9 protein-coding genes are annotated in these 17,074 nt (G+C 61.9%); 6 read left to right on the forward strand and 3 right to left on the reverse strand.

Features of this window, described 5'->3' with window-relative positions; all coding sequences use genetic code 11:
* Window positions 1–107 precede the first annotated feature (107 nt).
* The 3 genes from AC58X1_RS11215 to AC58X1_RS11225 all read left to right on the forward strand — a co-directional run bounded on the left by AC58X1_RS11215 (window position 108) and on the right by AC58X1_RS11225 (window position 3,572).
* On the forward strand, window positions 108–1,409 hold the full coding sequence (locus AC58X1_RS11215) for a murein hydrolase activator EnvC family protein (protein WP_497428841.1): 1,302 nt from the start codon (window positions 108–110) through the stop codon (window positions 1,407–1,409).
* Between the two features lie 74 nt (window positions 1,410–1,483).
* Entirely contained in the window at window positions 1,484–2,800 is a 1,317-nt protein-coding gene (locus tag AC58X1_RS11220) for a S41 family peptidase (RefSeq protein WP_101315598.1), read from the forward strand.
* A gap of 7 nt (window positions 2,801–2,807) precedes the next feature.
* A complete protein-coding gene (locus AC58X1_RS11225; RefSeq protein WP_150571521.1) occupies window positions 2,808–3,572 on the forward strand; it encodes a divergent polysaccharide deacetylase family protein in 765 nt (254 codons plus the stop codon).
* Between the two features lie 3 nt (window positions 3,573–3,575).
* Here AC58X1_RS11225 and AC58X1_RS11230 read toward each other — a convergent pair whose 3' ends face one another.
* Together AC58X1_RS11230 and betT are read right to left on the reverse strand one after the other, a co-directional pair.
* Window positions 3,576–8,240 carry a dermonecrotic toxin domain-containing protein gene (locus tag AC58X1_RS11230; RefSeq protein ID WP_497428842.1) on the reverse strand — a complete coding sequence of 1,555 codons (4,665 nt, stop codon included), beginning with the start codon at window positions 8,238–8,240 and terminating at the stop codon, window positions 3,576–3,578.
* Between the two features lie 167 nt (window positions 8,241–8,407).
* The gene (gene betT, locus AC58X1_RS11235; RefSeq protein ID WP_150571523.1) at window positions 8,408–10,411 is read right to left on the reverse strand and encodes a choline BCCT transporter BetT; all 2,004 of its coding nucleotides are present in this window, start codon (window positions 10,409–10,411) and stop codon (window positions 8,408–8,410) included.
* 423 nt (window positions 10,412–10,834) lie between these two features.
* Between betT and betI the strand changes: the two genes are divergently transcribed.
* The 3 genes from betI (at window position 10,835) to betA (ending at window position 14,778) form a co-directional block, all read left to right on the forward strand.
* On the forward strand, window positions 10,835–11,500 hold the full coding sequence (gene betI / locus AC58X1_RS11240; RefSeq protein WP_101315590.1) for a transcriptional regulator BetI: 666 nt from the start codon (window positions 10,835–10,837) through the stop codon (window positions 11,498–11,500).
* 30 nt (window positions 11,501–11,530) lie between these two features.
* Window positions 11,531–13,003, forward strand: coding sequence for a betaine-aldehyde dehydrogenase (betB, locus tag AC58X1_RS11245; protein WP_312387314.1), 1,473 nt, complete (start codon window positions 11,531–11,533; stop codon window positions 13,001–13,003).
* Between the two features lie 77 nt (window positions 13,004–13,080).
* Window positions 13,081–14,778: a choline dehydrogenase gene (betA, locus tag AC58X1_RS11250; RefSeq protein WP_101315586.1), complete on the forward strand. Its 1,698-nt coding sequence runs from the start codon at window positions 13,081–13,083 to the stop codon at window positions 14,776–14,778.
* A 36-nt stretch (window positions 14,779–14,814) separates the two neighbouring features.
* Here the strand turns inward: betA and AC58X1_RS11255 are convergent, their stop codons facing one another.
* Window positions 14,815–16,968 (reverse strand): dermonecrotic toxin domain-containing protein, encoded by a 2,154-nt coding sequence (locus AC58X1_RS11255; RefSeq protein ID WP_312387317.1) that lies wholly within the window; start codon window positions 16,966–16,968, stop codon window positions 14,815–14,817.
* Window positions 16,969–17,074 lie beyond the last annotated feature (106 nt).

Genomic DNA, 17,074 nt, shown 5'->3' on the forward strand with positions numbered 1-17,074 from the left:
CACCGCTGTTTCCAGACAAACGCCCCGCTGCAGATGCCGCGGGGCGTTTTGTTTGCAGGCCCAGGCGGGCATACTAGGCCAGTCTCCATCCCTGGTACGCCCACTCCATGTTCCGCGCCCTGATCCTTCTCGCCCTGTCATGCCTGCTCAGCCCGGCCTTTGCCGATGAGCGCGCACAGACCCAGCAACAACTGGATGCCACCCGCCAGGACATCGCCGAGCTCAAGAAGATGCTGGGCAAGCTCCAGGAAGAAAAATCCGGTGTGCAAAAAGACCTGAAGAGCACCGAAACCGACATCGGTAACCTGGAAAAGCAGGTGGAGGCCCTGCAGCAAGAACTAAAAAAGACCGAGGGCGAACTGGAGCGCCTTGATACCGAGAAAAAAAAACTCCAGTCCGCCCGCACTGAACAACAAGGCCTGATTGCCAGTCAGGCCCGCTCGGCTTATCAGAACAACGGCCGCGAGGAATACCTGAAACTGCTGCTCAACCAGCAGAACCCAGAGAAATTTGCCCGCACCCTCACCTATTACGATTACCTGAGCAAGGCGCGTATGGAGCAGTTGCGCGTGTTCAACGAGACCCTGCGTCAGTTGGCCAATGTCGAGAAGGACATTGCCAGCCAGCAGGCGCAGTTGCTCGCCCAGAGCGGCAACCTCGACAGCCGCCGGCAGGAGCTCGAAGCCGAGCGCGACAAGCGCAAGGCGGTATTGGCCAGGCTCAATAGCGACTTGAAGCAGCGCGACCAGAGACTGCAAGCCCGCGAGCAGGACCAGGCCGAGCTGGGCAAGGTGCTCAAGACCATCGAAGAAACCCTCGCGCGCCAGGCCCGCGAAGCTGAAGAGGCGCGGCAAAAAGCCCTGATCGCTCAGCGCGAAGCCGAACAACGCCGCCAGCAGGAGGCCTTGGCCGCACGCCAGGCCCCAGCCGAGGCGCCGGCCGAGCCACCGAAAAAGGCCCTGACCACCCTCGGCCCGATGGTTTCCGGCGATGGCGCCAGCTATGGCGGTGCGTTTTCTGCAGCGCGGGGCAAACTTCCATGGCCAGTCAATGGTCGATTGCTGGCACGCTTCGGTGATGCCCGTGGTGGTGATGCCCGCGCCAAATGGGATGGTGTGATGATCAGCGCCAGCAGTGGCACCCAGGTTCGCGCAGTGCACGGCGGCCGAGTGGTATTTGCCGATTGGTTGCGTGGGGCTGGACTTCTGGTCATTCTCGACCATGGTAATGGCTATCTGAGCTTGTATGGCCACAATCAACGCCTGCTCAAGAGCGCCGGTGATGTGGTCAAGGCTGGGGAAGCCATTTCCACCGTGGGTGACAGCGGTGGCCAGGAAAGCGCAGGTCTGTACTTTGCCATTCGTCAGCAGGGCCGCCCGAGCGACCCGGCGCAATGGTGCCGTGGCTAGGCATTTCAACTTATTTACGGTGGCTGCACCGAGGCTCCTGCGGGAGCGCCAACAGGATCAGGAGTTCGTTCGACATGCTGCACTCGCCTCGCCTCACCCAACTGGCCCTGACCGTCGCCCTGGCGATCGGCGCGCCCCTGGCCCATGCCGCCGAGCCGGCCAAGCCAGCCGCAACGCCAGCTCCCGAGGCCACGGCGAAGTCGCCGCTGCCGCTGGAAGAGCTGCGCACCTTTGCCGAAGTCATGGACCGCATCAAAGCGGCATATGTCGAACCGGTGGACGACAAGACCCTGCTGGAGAACGCCATCAAGGGCATGCTCAGCAACCTTGACCCGCACTCGGCCTACCTCGGCCCGGAAGACTTCCAGGAACTGCAGGAAAGCACCAGCGGCGAGTTCGGCGGCCTGGGCATCGAAGTGGGCATGGAAGACGGTTTCGTCAAAGTTGTCTCGCCCATCGACGACACCCCGGCCTCGCGTGCCGGCATCGAAGCCGGCGACCTGATCGTCAAGATCAATGGCGCGCCGACCCGTGGCCAGAGCATGACCGAAGCGGTCGACAAGATGCGCGGCAAGATCGGCGACAAGATCACCCTGACCCTGGTCCGCGATGGCGGCACGCCGTTTGACGTGACCCTCGCCCGTGCGGTCATTCAGGTCAAGAGCGTCAAGAGCCAGCTGCTGGAAAGCGGCTACGGTTATATCCGCATCACCCAGTTCCAGGTCAAGACTGGCGAAGAAGTCGGCAAGGCCCTGGCCAAGCTGCGCAAGGACAACGGCAAGAAGCTGCGCGGGGTCGTGCTCGACCTGCGCAACAACCCCGGCGGCGTGTTGCAGTCGGCGGTCGAAGTGGCCGACCACTTCCTGACCAAAGGCTTGATCGTCTACACCAAAGGCCGCATCGCCAACTCCGAGCTGCGCTTCTCGGCCGACCCGGCCGACGCCAGTGAAGGCGTACCACTGGTAGTGCTGATCAACGGCGGCAGCGCCTCGGCTTCGGAGATCGTCGCCGGCGCCCTGCAAGACCAGAAGCGCGGTGTGCTGATGGGCACCGACAGCTTCGGCAAAGGCTCGGTGCAGACCGTGCTGCCGCTGGCCAACGACCGCGCCCTCAAGCTCACCACCGCGCTGTACTTCACCCCCAACGGCCGCTCGATCCAGGCCCAGGGCATCGTCCCCGATATCGAAGTGCGCCAGGCCAAGCTCACTGCCGAGGCCGACACCGAGAACTTCAAGGAAGCGGACCTGCAAGGCCACCTCGGTAACGGCAACGGCGGCGCCGACCGCCCGACCGGCAGCAGCAAGCGCAAAGAGCGTCCGCAGGATGATGACTTCCAGCTGAGCCAGGCACTGAGCCTGCTCAAAGGCCTGAACATCACCAAGGGCGAATGATCCGCTGATGCGTTATCTGCTGTTGACCTTGCTCTGCCTGCTGACCGGCGCCGCCCATGCGGCGCCGGCCAAGGCTTACATGAGCATCATCATCGACGACCTTGGCCAGAGCATCGAGCGCGACCAGCGCACCCTTGCCCTGCCCGGCCCGGTGACCATGGCGGTGATGCCTGATACCCCGCACGCCAGTGACTTCGCCCGTCAGGCCCATAAAGCCGGCAAGACGGTGATCCTGCACATGCCGATGGACCCGGCCACCGGCCCATATGCCTGGCACCCTGGCCTACCGACCGAAGAGCTCGCCCGGCGCCTCGACGCAGCGTTGCTCAAGGTGCCGTTTGCCGCAGGCGTGAACAATCATATGGGCAGCCGCATGACCGCTGAGCCAACTGCCATGGCCTGGTTGATGGCTGAGTTGCAGCGCCGTGACCTGTTCTTCGTCGACAGCCGCACCAGTGCCGCTACCGTGGCTGCCGCCAAGGCGCAGGAAGACTGCCTTGCACACGTGTCACGGGATGTATTTCTGGACGACGTGCGCACCAGCGAAGCCATCACCGCTCAGTTGCGTGAAGGCGTCGAGCTGGCCCGCAGGCAGGGCTCTGCTGTGCTGATTGGCCACCCCTACGCACAAACGCTGGAGGTTCTGGAAAGAGAAATGCCCCGGCTCAAGAGCCAGGGCATCGAACTGATAGAGCTGCGCCAGATGATCGCCGTGCGCAGCAATCTGGCCATGCCTGCACATGGCAAGCAAGGCCGCTACAGCAATCGCTGAAGCCTACTCGAACGGGATGATGCCGAGCACATCGGCCTTGGTCAGCTTGCTGCGGTAGATCTCCAACACCTCACTGTTCTGCGCTGCACGTAATTGAGCGTCGCGGCCCAAAGCGCGCTGCGCCCAGGTTTTCAGGTGCCCGGCGACAAAATCAAGGTCAGCTGCGCCCTCGCTGGCGTAGTGGAAATGCGCCTCCCACAAGCCAATGCCTCGACCATGTCCGGACACGGCCAGCCGCTTGATTTCATAGATATCCAGGTAGTCGTTGCGGGGCAGCGGTCTGCGTTTGACGGTGCGTACAATAGTCAGTTGTTTCTGCTCGTGCAGGTACTTGAGCGCTCGTGCCGTTGGGTGAGTGGTGTTGAAGTAGATCGATCTGAGCAAGTCATCCTGGGTCGCCTGCAATGACTCGATGCCCGTTTCAAGATCTTCATACAACGCTGCATCGCCTTCGCTGCGAGGCAGTGCGGCGAGCACCTCGCTGAGTTTTTCGCGGTGCAGCTCCAATACCGTGCTCAAGCCCAACGGCTCGTCAGATGAAACATAGCGCCGAGCGATCTTGACCACCGAATCCATCTCGTCCAACAGCGTGCGCCCGCGTCGGCGGACACTGGCAAGCCCTTGCGTCGATGGGGAAGCTCTGTCGAGCGGGTTGGACTCGGCGTCTTCGACCCATGCACTGTTCTGGCGTCTGAAAGTTTTCAAAACCTTGGAGTAGGAATCTCTTTGCTGGATAACCGACTCGCCATCGACCTGCACCTCCTCTCCCACCACGCTTCGGCCACGGTGCGTGCGGACCACTCGACGTACGCCGCCACGCTTCGCATAGAGAGGCGTACGCACCCTCGGTACATCCGCCAGCTCAAGTTCACGCAGGTCGCTGGCAATCTCGATCCTGACCGAATCCTTGAGCTTGCCGAGCGTCTGCTGGTATAGCCGCAGCTTGTCCGCTCGGATGACTCTCTTGCCCACGCTCAGCAAGTAATCGGCCATACTTGCTGCTTCCTCGTAGGCATCCATTACACCGTTCAGGACTTCCAGGCGCTCGCTCAGCGCGAGGTCCGCACCCGCCAGCTCGGCGTGCGCAGCACCAGCACTGGCCAACGCCGGGCCGTTGAGATAGTTCTGGTACTCGTTCAAGGTCGCTTCGTCGGCCCCACCAAGGCGATCCAGACTAAGCTCGGCAAGGTCCTGCAGCATACGGAATTCAAGGTCTACCGCGTTCGCTCGCCTTGTCTCGATGATCCGATTGAGCATCTGAGCCTTGGTATCTCTACCGCCTTCCTCGGATTTGAAATGAATCGTGCTGTCCTTTAGCGTTTCCTCGAGCAAGGCGTCGAACGGCCCGGACAGTTCGATCAACTCCTGCTCCCACACCTGCACGCCCTCAAGCGCCTTGGTGAAGTCCCGATAATGCTGGATTTCAACCTCGGTTTCCGGGAGGACCATCAGCTGCTCCCTTTGCTCCTCCACGTCTTCCTCGTTGATCATGTCCGCCAGACGGTTGTAGTAATGCCCACAGTTCTCGACCAGGCTGCGCCGAATATCGCTGCGCTGTGCGTCCAGCACCTGATCCAGCAATGGGTCAACGGACCTGACGGCAGTGATCTCGGTCAGAATACGATCATGCTTGCGGTCTACCTCGATCAGTCGTTTATAGCCACCGGCAACACGCTCGCTGTAGCGCTTCTGAAGACTCCTGAGCAGTGCCAACTTGCTTACTTGAACGCTGTCCAGTGATGCCTCCTGTTCCAGATCAAGGATCAGCGCCTTGTTCTCGAACTCTTGCCTGATATATTTTTCAAGGTCTCGCCGCCGTGGCTCGCTGTCCACGATCAGCGCACTTTCCTGATTCTTGAGCAGAGTAAGCTGCTGCTTCTTGGTTTCCTGCAGGCGCTGAACGCGATTACGCGGCATACCGCCATCCAAGCGCAGTCGAGCATCGATACGCCACGCTCCGAACTCGCGCAGCAGCCACGGCCCGACGGCGCCGTCCCGGCCTTCAATGCGTGCGCCTTCGGCGCTGAGCGCCACCGCGTAGGTGTCCCCGCGCAGCGACACGTAATGCTGCCCGTCCTTGATGTACAAGCCTTGTTCAGGGCCAGCACTCAGCGGCTGGATGCCGTTGAGCGATACAGCACTGCGCATCGCCAGCAAGGTCTGCCGCCGTTGAGGAGGCAGGACATTGAAGCCCTGCCCTCCACTGAAGGAAAAGTCCAGGTTCACGCTGGCCTGGTTGAGCACCTCGCCAGGCAGGTAAACCTTGCCTTGGACTGGGCGAGTCATCGCCGTGGATGCACCGTTGCCTGCGATTGTCGGCCCGCGCAACAGATCCAGCGGCGGTTGCTCTACGGGGACGGGCTCCTGCAACTGCGGCAACCGCGCATGCAGCAGCGCCATGCCGGCATTGAGGATCAGGTCGACAACCGCCGCTGAGCGCCCGAAGGCACTAGCTTGAGCCAACGCGGTGAGGTCATTGTCGACGCTCTTGGCCAGTTGCACCATCCAGGCCACCACTGCCACCGGCCCGCGCAGTTGCAAGGTAATCAGGTCGAACAGCAACCAGGCACCTTCACACAGAATGGCCCAACGGCTCTCGGCATTCGACACACTCTGCCGGTCAGCCAGCTCCACCAGCAGGTCGCGGTTTGCTGCATACATCTTTGCGTCGACATCAACGCGCCAATACTGCGGCCAGAACGCAGGCGGTTGCACGCGCTCGGGCAGGAGCGAGGAATCGATGATCGGCACACCCAGATGCGGCTCGGTAAATCCGCCGTGCGCATACACGCTTCGAGCCTGTGGCAGGATCCACTCAAGGATGTCCTGCTGCAAGGCCATATCGGAACGAATCGCCTGCATCATCGCATTCAGACTGGCAAACTCGCACACCGAGCGCGATGCATACAAAGGCCGATATAGCACAACCACCGCAGGCTCGACGCAAAACAGCACATACATTCCACGCACCAGGTCGTAGTGCTCACTGCTGGGCTCGCGCCGAAATGCAAGTGGCATCAACATGCTGCCTGGCAACTGCTTGTCATCCAGCCCCCGACAGTAATTGACCACGGCTTGCAGCGCGGCCTCACTAAGGCTACCTGCCAGCTTTGCCTGCAAGGCACTGAACAGGAAGGAACAACGCCATTCACGAGCGAAACGACTGACGCGCAGCTCACGCTGGGCCGGCTCATCCAGACGGTCAGCGACATACACCGGATAATGAGCACCGATGTCGACACGCTGGATAAGTGCCTTGACGTACTCGACGTTCATCCAGTCCATGATCAGTTGATCGTCCCGATGCTCGATCGCCGTCACGGTAGCTCCGGCCAGTGAGCTCAAATTGCCTACGGCAAGCTGGGTAAGCGAAACCTTGCGCGTTTCAACCACCCCACCGCCAACACCCGCGCCCGCACCGCCGGGCACTCCCCTGGCCACGCTCAGGGTCAGCAACAGGTCATCCGCAAAGTAGTTGGCGTCGATCGGATGATCACTCAACATCTGCTCACGCAAACGCTGGCTGGCGTAGCCATGCAGGTCAAGAATGCCATCAAGTGCAGCGATACCGTCGGAGTCAGCCTGCGCCAAGGCCAGCTCGAACAGGCCACACTGGTGGGCAAAGCTGTCCTCGGAAGACGCTCTATTCAGTCCTGGAGGCAGGATCAGTTTGGTATTGCCAACGTTGGAATAGGCCGGGATGAAGAAGCTGGCAGGGTCGCTCAGCGAGGCATATGCCTGCTCAAGCGCGCCGACATCTGCCAACAAGGCGGGGCGCAGCCGCGACAGCGTCGCCAGGAGAATATCCAGCAACATTGCCGCCTGCTGCACAAAGCAGTCGCCCTCCAACGCAAAGCGGTGCCAGGTCATGGCCTCGAAGCGGTAACGCACGCCGAGCTCGTCGGCAAGCGCAGCAGCAAACTCGTCGAACGAGTCGAATGCACGGATGACCCCCGAGGGTGCGCACCACAGAAGGGACTCGCGCTCGTCCCATTGCGCCTGAATCAGCAGGTTTGGCAATGTCTCGCTGAAGGTAGCCCCGCCGATGTCCAGTTCGACCTGCACCAGATACGCACCGGACGGCACATTGCCGCGTGCCAGCAGCTCGCGCACGCACTGCGCCTGCTGTTCGTCCAGCACCTGCCAGGGCAAGTTGCAGAGTAGCGCCGATTTGAGCAGTTGCTGCAGCCAGCTCAGGTGGTCGACGCCCATGCTGCCAGCCGCCCGCCAATAGTCGACCTGGGCCTGACAGAAGTCATCTGGCAACTGCCTAATCAGTTCGTCCAACCCTGTCTGCAGCCGCTCAGGCTTTATGACATCGCCCTCGCCGGTGGTCATGGAGTCTTCGATCGCATAAAAGCGCCTAGCCGGTTCCAGGCAGAAGTACTGGGCAACGTTGTCTACCGGCGACAAGTCCAGCAACTTGCCGTCCATCAGCGCTTGCAGCACCAGGTCGACCAGCGGTCGGAGAGGAAGTCCAGGTGTCATCAGCATCAGCCCTTCAGCTGAATGCATGTCAGGTCTGGCAGTCTTGAGAATGGGATGGTGTTCGATCAAGAGTTGCATGATCCGCTCAGCCGCGATCTGGCGCAGGCCAGGGCGGTTGGCGAATTGAGCAGCTACGCTGGCACGGAAATCAAAAGCTGTTGCGGATGGGTTGCTGGGCATGGCGGCACTTTCCTGAGGAGAAAAGGCTCAACCTAACGCGTAGTGGCGGGTGCTCCGGTGTTAGTTATTGCTGGGGTCGACACTGCGCCATCAGGCAGTTGGCGCTATAACGAAACAGGCCCTGTCCAATGGACAAGGCCTGTTTCAAGCAGAGCTGCGCACGTGTTCTAGCTGTACACGCGACCCAGCACCTGGCGATGGCTCTCGAACTGATCAAGCACGTCGCGAACGATCTGCTCCGGCAAGAAGCCCATCAGGTCGTACTCCTGACTACCATCGTGCAGATAGACCTCGGCGCGATAATAGCGTTGGCGCACATCGGCCTCGCCTTGCACCTGTGCCTCGTTGGGCGCCGCCAGGTAGCCGTCCAGGCTGACCTCGTAGACGAACGGGTTGCCCTCTTCCATCATCACCCGCAGGCCCATCATATTGCGCGACTGGCCTAAGCGGGTCTCGACTTCGAAACCCTGCGCCTGCAGCTGCGCTGCGGCGTCCTTGAGGGCCGGACTGACGTGTTTGTCCATGAAGCGCTGAACCACCGCCTGGGTCGGCTGCAACTCCATCGCACTGAGCCGCTCGCTGAAACCGCGACGGCCGCGCGCGGCCAGCTCGGCCCGCTCCTGCTCCAGTTGCGCGTCCTGCTTCATGGCCTTGTACAAGCCGAACATGAACAGCACCAGCACCACAGAGAACGGCAGCCCTGCGAGCACGACCATGGTCTGCATGGCGGCGAAGTTGCCGGCCAGCAGCAGGCCAATGGTTACCAGGGTGATTACCACCGACCAGAACACCACCATCCAGTGCGGCGCGTCCTCGTCGACCTGGCCGCCCTTGCACGACAGGTTGGCCATCATCACCGCGCCGGAGTCGGCCGGGGTCAGGAACAGCACGAAGCCGACGAACACCGCCACCCCGATGACGATCTTGGCTGCCGGGAAGTATTCCAGCAGTTGGTAGATCGACATCGATGGCTGCTCAAGCGCCGTCTTGCCCAGCTCCACCGCACCATGGTTCATCACCAGGTCCAGTGCGGTGTTGCCGAAGATCGACAGCCAGGCCAGGGTAAAGCCCAACGGGATCAGCAGCACGCCGGCAACCAGCTCGCGCACGGTGCGGCCCTTGGAGATACGGGCGATGAACATGCCCACGAACGGTCCCCAGGAAATCCACCAGGCCCAGTAGAACACGGTCCACAGGCCCAACCAGCGCTCGGACTTGCCCGCTTCGTTCTCGTACACATACAGGTCAAAGGTCTTCAGCACGATGCCGTTGAGATAGTCGCCGGTGTTCTGCACAAAGCCGTTGAGCAGGTGCAGGGTATCGCCGGCCAGCAAAACGAAGATCAGCAGGCCGCTGAACAGCACGATATTCAAGTTGGACAGACGGCGGATGCCGTTTTCCACACCCGATACCGCGGCCACCGTCGCCACCGTTGCCATGACCAGAATGACGATCAGCAGGTTAGTGTTGCTGTGCGTCATGCCGAACAGGTACTCGAGCCCCGAGGCAACCTGCATCGAGCCGATACCGAGGTTGGTCACCAGCCCCAGCAGGGTCACGAACATGCCGAAAATGTCCACCGCATGGCCGGCGCTGCCCTTGACCCAGCGCTCGCCCATCAACGGGTACAGCGCCGAACGCAAGGCCAGCGGCTGGTTGTGCCGATAGGCGAAGTAGCCGACTGCCAGGCCAACCAGGGCATAGATCGCCCAGCCGTGCAGGCCCCAGTGCAGGAAGGTCAGCTGCAGGCCCTGGCGCGCCGCTTCTGCGCTGGCCGAGGTGCCTTCGGGCGGGTTGAAGTAATGATCCAGCGGCTCGGACGCACCGAAGTACAGCAGCGAGATACCGATGCCCGACGAGAACAGCATGCCGGCCCAGGCACCGTAGCTGAAGTCCGGTTGGTCATCCTTGCCGCCCAGCTTGAGCTTGCCGAAGCTGGAGAAGGCCAGAACGATGACGAACACCAGGTAGCCGCCAATCACCAGCATGTAATACCAGCCGAAGCTGCGCGTCAGCCAGGTCTGGGCGACGTTGAGCACTTCACCGGCGGTGTCGGGTACAGCGATAAGCAAGGCAGTCAGAACAAGGATCAGCAGCGCAGAGGTGATGAACACCACGTTGTTGACCCGGACCCTCTCGGCGGGGGGTTTGGTTAGGGAGGCAGAACTCATTGCACGAATGCTCCGGGCAGTGCTGGGGTGGAGGCTAATCAGTCAATCCCGTGCAATTGGTCAATTAATGCCACTGCGACAGGTGTTATAAAAGCACTCAGGAAAACCGTGATCCCGTAGCGAAACGATGCACAACTACAGAGCCAAGCCCCGCTCCGAGGGCCCTGCGCGCAGTCTCGCGACCGCTCGGCAGATTCTGTATCGCGCAGCGCCCATGCCCGTCAACGCCTTGTATTCCGGGGGTTGCACGTTTTTCTGGGGTGCCAATCGATGCCTTCTCGACAGCCTTAAACAACTGTCAATGGCACAAATTGTCGCAGAGCTTATTCTTTATTGATTGAACGTTCAATCAAAACAAAATAGACTGGCCTTCGCCGAGGCAGCCGCTTGTCGTCTGTCCGCAGGCCTGAGGAGATTTGCCAGATGCCCAAGGTCGGTATGCAACCCATTCGCCGTCAGCAGTTGATCGAAGCCACCCTGCAGGCGGTCGATCAGGTCGGTCTGGGAGATGCCAGCATTGCGCTGATCGCCCGTTTGGCTGGAGTGTCGAACGGCATCATCAGTCACTACTTTCAGGACAAGAACGGCCTGATCGCAGCGACCATGCGCCACCTCATGAATGCGTTGAGCGAAGGCACCGTCGCCCGTCGACTAGCCCTCACCGACGACAGCCCGCGGGCGCACCTGAGAGTCATCGTCGAGGGCAACTTCGACGCCAGCCAGGTCAGCGGCCCGGCAATGAAAACCTGGTTGGCCTTCTGGGCCGCCAGCATGCACCAGCCGTCCTTGCACAGGTTGCAGCGGATCAACGATCACCGCCTTTATTCCAACCTGTGCTGCCAGTTTCGCCGCGTCCTGCCGCTCTACCATGCGCGCAAGGCCGCCCGCGGCCTGGCAGCCTTGATCGACGGCCTGTGGTTGCGTGGCGCGCTCTCGGGCGACGCGTTCGATACCGAGCAGGCAATTCGGATTGCCTACGAATACATGGATTTACAACTGGCTAAGCAGCACGCCCTGGATACAACGCCCCAGGCGGCTGAACGATCGCACGCAGCGACTGCCTCATTAGCAGGAGCGCAACGCGGCTAGCCAATCACACACTGCACTTGCGAGGATTCTATGGCCCGTTTCGGAACGCAAAAACTCTACATCGATGGTGGTTATGTCGACGCTGGCAGCGATGCCACCTTCGAAGCCATCAACCCGGCGACCGGCGAAGTCCTCGCCCACGTCCAGCGCGCCACTGCAGCTGACGTCGAACGTGCCGTCGAGAGCGCCGAACGTGGCCAGAAAGTCTGGGCCGCGATGACTGCCATGCAGCGTTCGCGCATCCTGCGTCGTGCTGTTGACATCCTGCGCGAGCGCAACGATGAGCTGGCCATGCTGGAAACCCTCGACACCGGCAAGTCCTACTCGGAAACCCGTTACGTCGACATCGTCACCGGCGCCGACGTGCTCGAGTACTACGCAGGCCTGGTCCCGGCCATCGAAGGCGAGCAGATCCCGCTGCGCGAAAGCTCGTTCGTCTACACCCGCCGCGAACCGCTGGGCGTGACCGCCGGTATCGGCGCGTGGAACTACCCGATCCAGATCGCCCTGTGGAAATCGGCGCCAGCCCTGGCGGCCGGCAACGCGATGATCTTCAAGCCGTCGGAAGTTACCTCGCTGACCACCCTGAAACTGGCCGAGATCTACACCGAAGCCGGCCTGCCGAATGGCGTGTTCAACGTCCTCACCGGCAGCGGCCGTGAAGTCGGCACCTTGCTGACCGAGCACCCGCGCATCGAAAAAGTATCGTTCACCGGCGGCACCACCACCGGCAAGAAAGTCATGGCCAGCGCCTCGAGCTCGTCGCTCAAGGAAGTCACCATGGAACTGGGCGGCAAGTCGCCGCTGATCATCTGCACCGATGCCGACCTCGACAAGGCCGCCGACATCGCCATGATGGCCAACTTCTACAGCTCCGGCCAGGTCTGCACCAACGGCACCCGGGTATTCATCCCGGCGTCGATGAAAGCCGCCTTCGAAGCCAAGATCGCCGAGCGCGTTGCGCGCATCCGCATTGGCAACCCGGAAGACGAGAACACCAACTTCGGCCCGCTGGTCAGCTTCCAGCACATGGAAAGCGTGCTCGGCTACATCGCCAAAGGTAAGGAAGAAGGCGCCCGCGTCCTCTGCGGCGGCGAGCGTCTGAGCGAAGGCGACCTGGCCAAGGGTGCCTTCGTTGCGCCGACTGTGTTCACCGACTGCAGCGACGACATGACCATCGTCAAGGAAGAGATCTTCGGCCCGGTCATGAGCATCCTCAGCTACGAGACCGAAGAAGAAGTCATCCGCCGCGCCAACGATACCGAATACGGTCTGGCTGCCGGCGTCTGCACCAACGACATCAGCCGCGCCCACCGCATCATTCACCAGCTTGAAGCCGGCATCTGCTGGATCAACGCCTGGGGCGAGTCGCCGGCAGAAATGCCGGTCGGTGGTTACAAGCAATCCGGTGTCGGCCGCGAAAACGGCGTCAGCTCGCTGGCCCAGTACACCCGCATCAAGTCGGTTCAGGTCGAGCTCGGCGGCTACACCTCGGTGTTCTAAGCACCCTGTGTAGTTAGGCCCGCGCCTTATGGCGCGGGCGCTTTGCTCCCTGACACCGCCACAACGAGGGTACTTGCATGTCCCAACAGTTCGATTACATCATCGTCGGTGCCGGCTCGGCCGGTAACACCATCGCCACCCGCCTGACCGAAGACGCCAACGTCAGCGTGCTACTGCTCGAAGCTGGCGGCCCTGACTATCGCTTCGACTTCCGCACCCAGATGCCGGCCGCGCTGGCCTTCCCGCTGCAGGGCCGTCGCTACAACTGGGCCTACGAAACCGATCCAGAGCCGCACATGGACGGCCGTCGCATGGAATGTGGCCGTGGCAAAGGCCTGGGTGGCTCGTCGCTGATCAACGGCATGTGCTACATCCGCGGCAACGCCATGGACTTCGATGGCTGGGCCAAGCTGCCAGGCCTGGAAGACTGGACCTACCTCGACTGCCTGCCGTACTTCAAAAAGGCCGAAACCCGCGATATCGGCCCCAACGATTATCACGGCGGTGACGGCCCGGTCAGCGTTGCCACGCCCAAAGCCGGCAACAACCCACTGTTCCACGCCATGGTCGAAGCCGGCGTACAGGCTGGTTACCCGCGCACTGAAGACCTCAACGGCTACCAGCAGGAAGGCTTCGGCCCGATGGACCGTTCGGTGACCAAGAACGGCCGTCGCTCGAGCACCGCGCGCGGCTACCTGGACCAGGCCAAGAAGCGCCCGAACCTGACCATCGTCACCCATGCCCTGAGTGACCGGATCCTGTTCGAAGGCAAACGCGCTGTCGGCGTGACCTACCTGGTCGGCGACAGTGAAGAGCGCATGGAAGCCCGTGCGCGCAAGGAAGTCATCGTCAGCTCCGGCGCGATTGCTTCGCCGCAACTGCTGCAACGCTCCGGCGTCGGCCCGCGTGCACTGCTCGAAAGCCTCGACGTGCCCGTGGTACACGACCTGCCAGGCGTTGGTGAAAACCTGCAGGATCACCTTGAACTGTACCTGCAGTACGCCTGCACCCAGCCAGTCTCGCTGTACCCATCGCTGCTGTGGTGGAACCAGCCGGCCATCGGTGCCGAATGGCTGTTCAACGGCACCGGTATCGGCGCCAGCAACCAGTTCGAGGCGGGCGGCTTCATTCGCTCCCGGCCTGAATTCGAGTGGCCGAACATCCAGTACCACTTCCTGCCGGTGGCGATCAATTACAACGGCTCGAATGGCGTCAAGGAACACGGTTTCCAGGCGCACATGGGCTCGATGCGCTCGCCTAGCCGCGGCCGTATTCAGCTCAAGTCCAAGGATCCGCGCCAGCATCCGAGCATTCTCTTCAACTACATGGCGACTGAACAGGACTGGCAGGAATTCCGCGACGGTATCCGTTTGACCCGCGAGATCATGGCCCAGCCTGCGCTGGACCAGTACCGCGGCCGCGAAATCAGCCCGGGCGCCCACGTGCAAACCGATGAAGAGCTCGACAAGTTCATCCGCGAGCATGCCGAAACCGCATTCCACCCGTCCTGCTCGTGCAAGATGGGCACCGACGAGATGGCCGTGGTCGACGATCAGGGCCGTGTGCATGGCATGCAAGGGCTGCGGGTGGTCGATGCGTCGATCATGCCGATCATCATCACCGGCAACCTCAATGCCACCACGATCATGATCGCCGAGAAAATCTCCGACAAGATCCGTGGCCGCCAGCCGCTGCCGCGCAGCACCGCCAAGTACTACGTGGCCAACGGCGCGCCGGTCAAAGGCAAGCCGATGCGGGAAGTGAAGCAGCCGTAACTCAGGCTAAATGGGGTCGCTTTGCGGCCCCAATCGTTACGTCGGCAGCGGAAAGAACCGCCGCATCAATGAATCATCTCCGCCTGCCCCCAACCGCTGCGCCAGCACCTCCCGATCAAACACCTCGCCACTACGCAGATCATGCACCAGGCCTCCTTGCAGAGGCTGCGCCAGCGCCCTCAGGCGCACCTCGATAAAGCGATACCGCGCATTGTCGACGGCGGTGATGCGCGTGACCTCGACATAGCGCCCAGGTAGCATCAACGACTCAGCCTCATCAGGTCTGCTGGAAAACGCCGCGACCGGTGTCGCCCGCACATGCTCGCCTGGTTCCAGCACATATACCACCGCGCCATCATCGAAGGCTGGCCTGCCGGATATCTGCACCTCAGGGCTGTTGAACACCTCCCAAAGCACGTAGGGATTCTCGGTGAACGAGGTGAACTCGGTACTCACCAGTACATCTCCCACCGTGACCTGACCACTGCGAAAAGCCGCAGTACCGGTGCTGCGCATACCTGAAGCAGCGCGATACAAGGTGACCGGGCTGTACTGACCAATCTGCTCAAGTGCCTCGGCCAGGGCATGGCTACGGTCGATACAGACCGCCAGCCGATCGTCCAGCGGTAGCCCGCGCCACAGGTTGTTGTAGCGCTGCGGCGCATGGCTGTACTCGGCTATCGCCGGTGCGCCATAGCCGAGTTCATCGCGATAGACCGCGTAAGGCTCACTGAACGCATCCAGATACCACCCGCGCTCATCGACCTGGCCGGCGTCGGCCCACGGCACCCGCGCCAGCGCCGTTTGCTGACGGGCCAGAGCTTGATCGGAACGGAGCAACAGCGCGTCAGCGGCGGGCTGCATGAATTCTTCCCAGCTGTCGTCGGCAATCGCCAGCGGCGCCTGGAGCGTGCGCGGCGGTGGTAACCGACCTGGAGCAAACAGCTCGGTGGAGCGCATCAGTGCGCTGTCCAGGAGGATGAACAGGATATCCAGCAACACCGCCCACCAGGCAGCTGCGCGCCACTCGCGCTTACCATTGATGGCCTGGTCCACATGCAGCGCGAGGCAACCGACACCGATGCCCAACGCTGTCAGGGCCACAGGCCAACCCGCAATGCTCATGGGCGCCAGGATCAACGCCGCAGTTTGCAGCCCGGACAGCCAGCGCTGCCTGCGTAACTGAGCGTTGGTAGTAAGGCGCTCATCGGCATCACTGGCCAGGGTAACCAACGCCTGATCACGCAGGCGCACGAACACATCTCCGCGCAGCGGCTGGCTGCTGATCAGCAGCGTATGATCGGGCTGCGCCAGCAAGTCCAGGTACTTTTGCAGACGCGGACGCAGCGACTGGCTCAGCAAGTCACTGCCGACAAAATCGCTCATCAACCGCTCCTGCCCCTGCGCTGTTGCCGCTTGCTCGACCAGCCACGCCTCAAGCGTCTGCTCATCGTTGAGCAGCACCATGCCGGCATGCTCGCCTGCCAGATACAGGCAGCGTTTGCCACTGGGCAACGTACGCAGCAGCAGGGTTCGCGCCGCAACCCCGCCCAGACTCAGGCGAGCCCAACCGCTGAGGTGGTTGTCGCCATACGACAGGCGCAGAGCCTTGCGGGTCGCTGGCAACTGCGAGCGGACCAGCGAGGCCGCGAGTATTTCGTGCCGCTCATCGTTGCTCAGTGCAGCCTGGCCGAGTACAGCCAGAAACCGCGAGCGGGCTAACAGGCAGAAGTCCTCGCCGCGCTCGGCTCGAAACCGCGCCAAACGCTTGCGGTAGGTTGCCGCGAAGTCCATCGCCCAACACTGCTCCAGCACGCTCTGGGCCGCCAGACGCAGCTCGTTGCGCTCATCGAAAACGGTATGGCTGGCGTCCACTCGATAAAAGCCGCCGTACACCGACAACTGGTCGATATTGGCCTGTTGCGCCGGGCTGAAGCGCTGGATCATCAGCTCGGTCAGGCTCATCGAGCGCCGCGGTGGGCCGCCGTGGCAAAAACCGGTGTAGGTCCGCGGGCTGCTGCTGGCGCTGTCGAACTCATGCCAGAACACCTGATCAGGGTCGAGCCAGTGACCGAGCTGACGGCGCAGCACATGGCCGGCGGCCTGACGGGCCAGCCCATGCAGGTCAGGGAACTGGCCCAGATAACGGCGGGCAATGTCCGCCAGAGGTATATCGTCGGGGTGGATCATGCGCGGTGGCCTGTGCAAATGGGAGCCCGCACTTCAACCTGGATGCCGCATCAATATGCGGTAACGCTTTACAGCCCGCGAGCGCCTCGGGTTAGAATCAGTTGGC

This window comes from Pseudomonas sp. PGPR N4 (assembly GCF_059693665.1).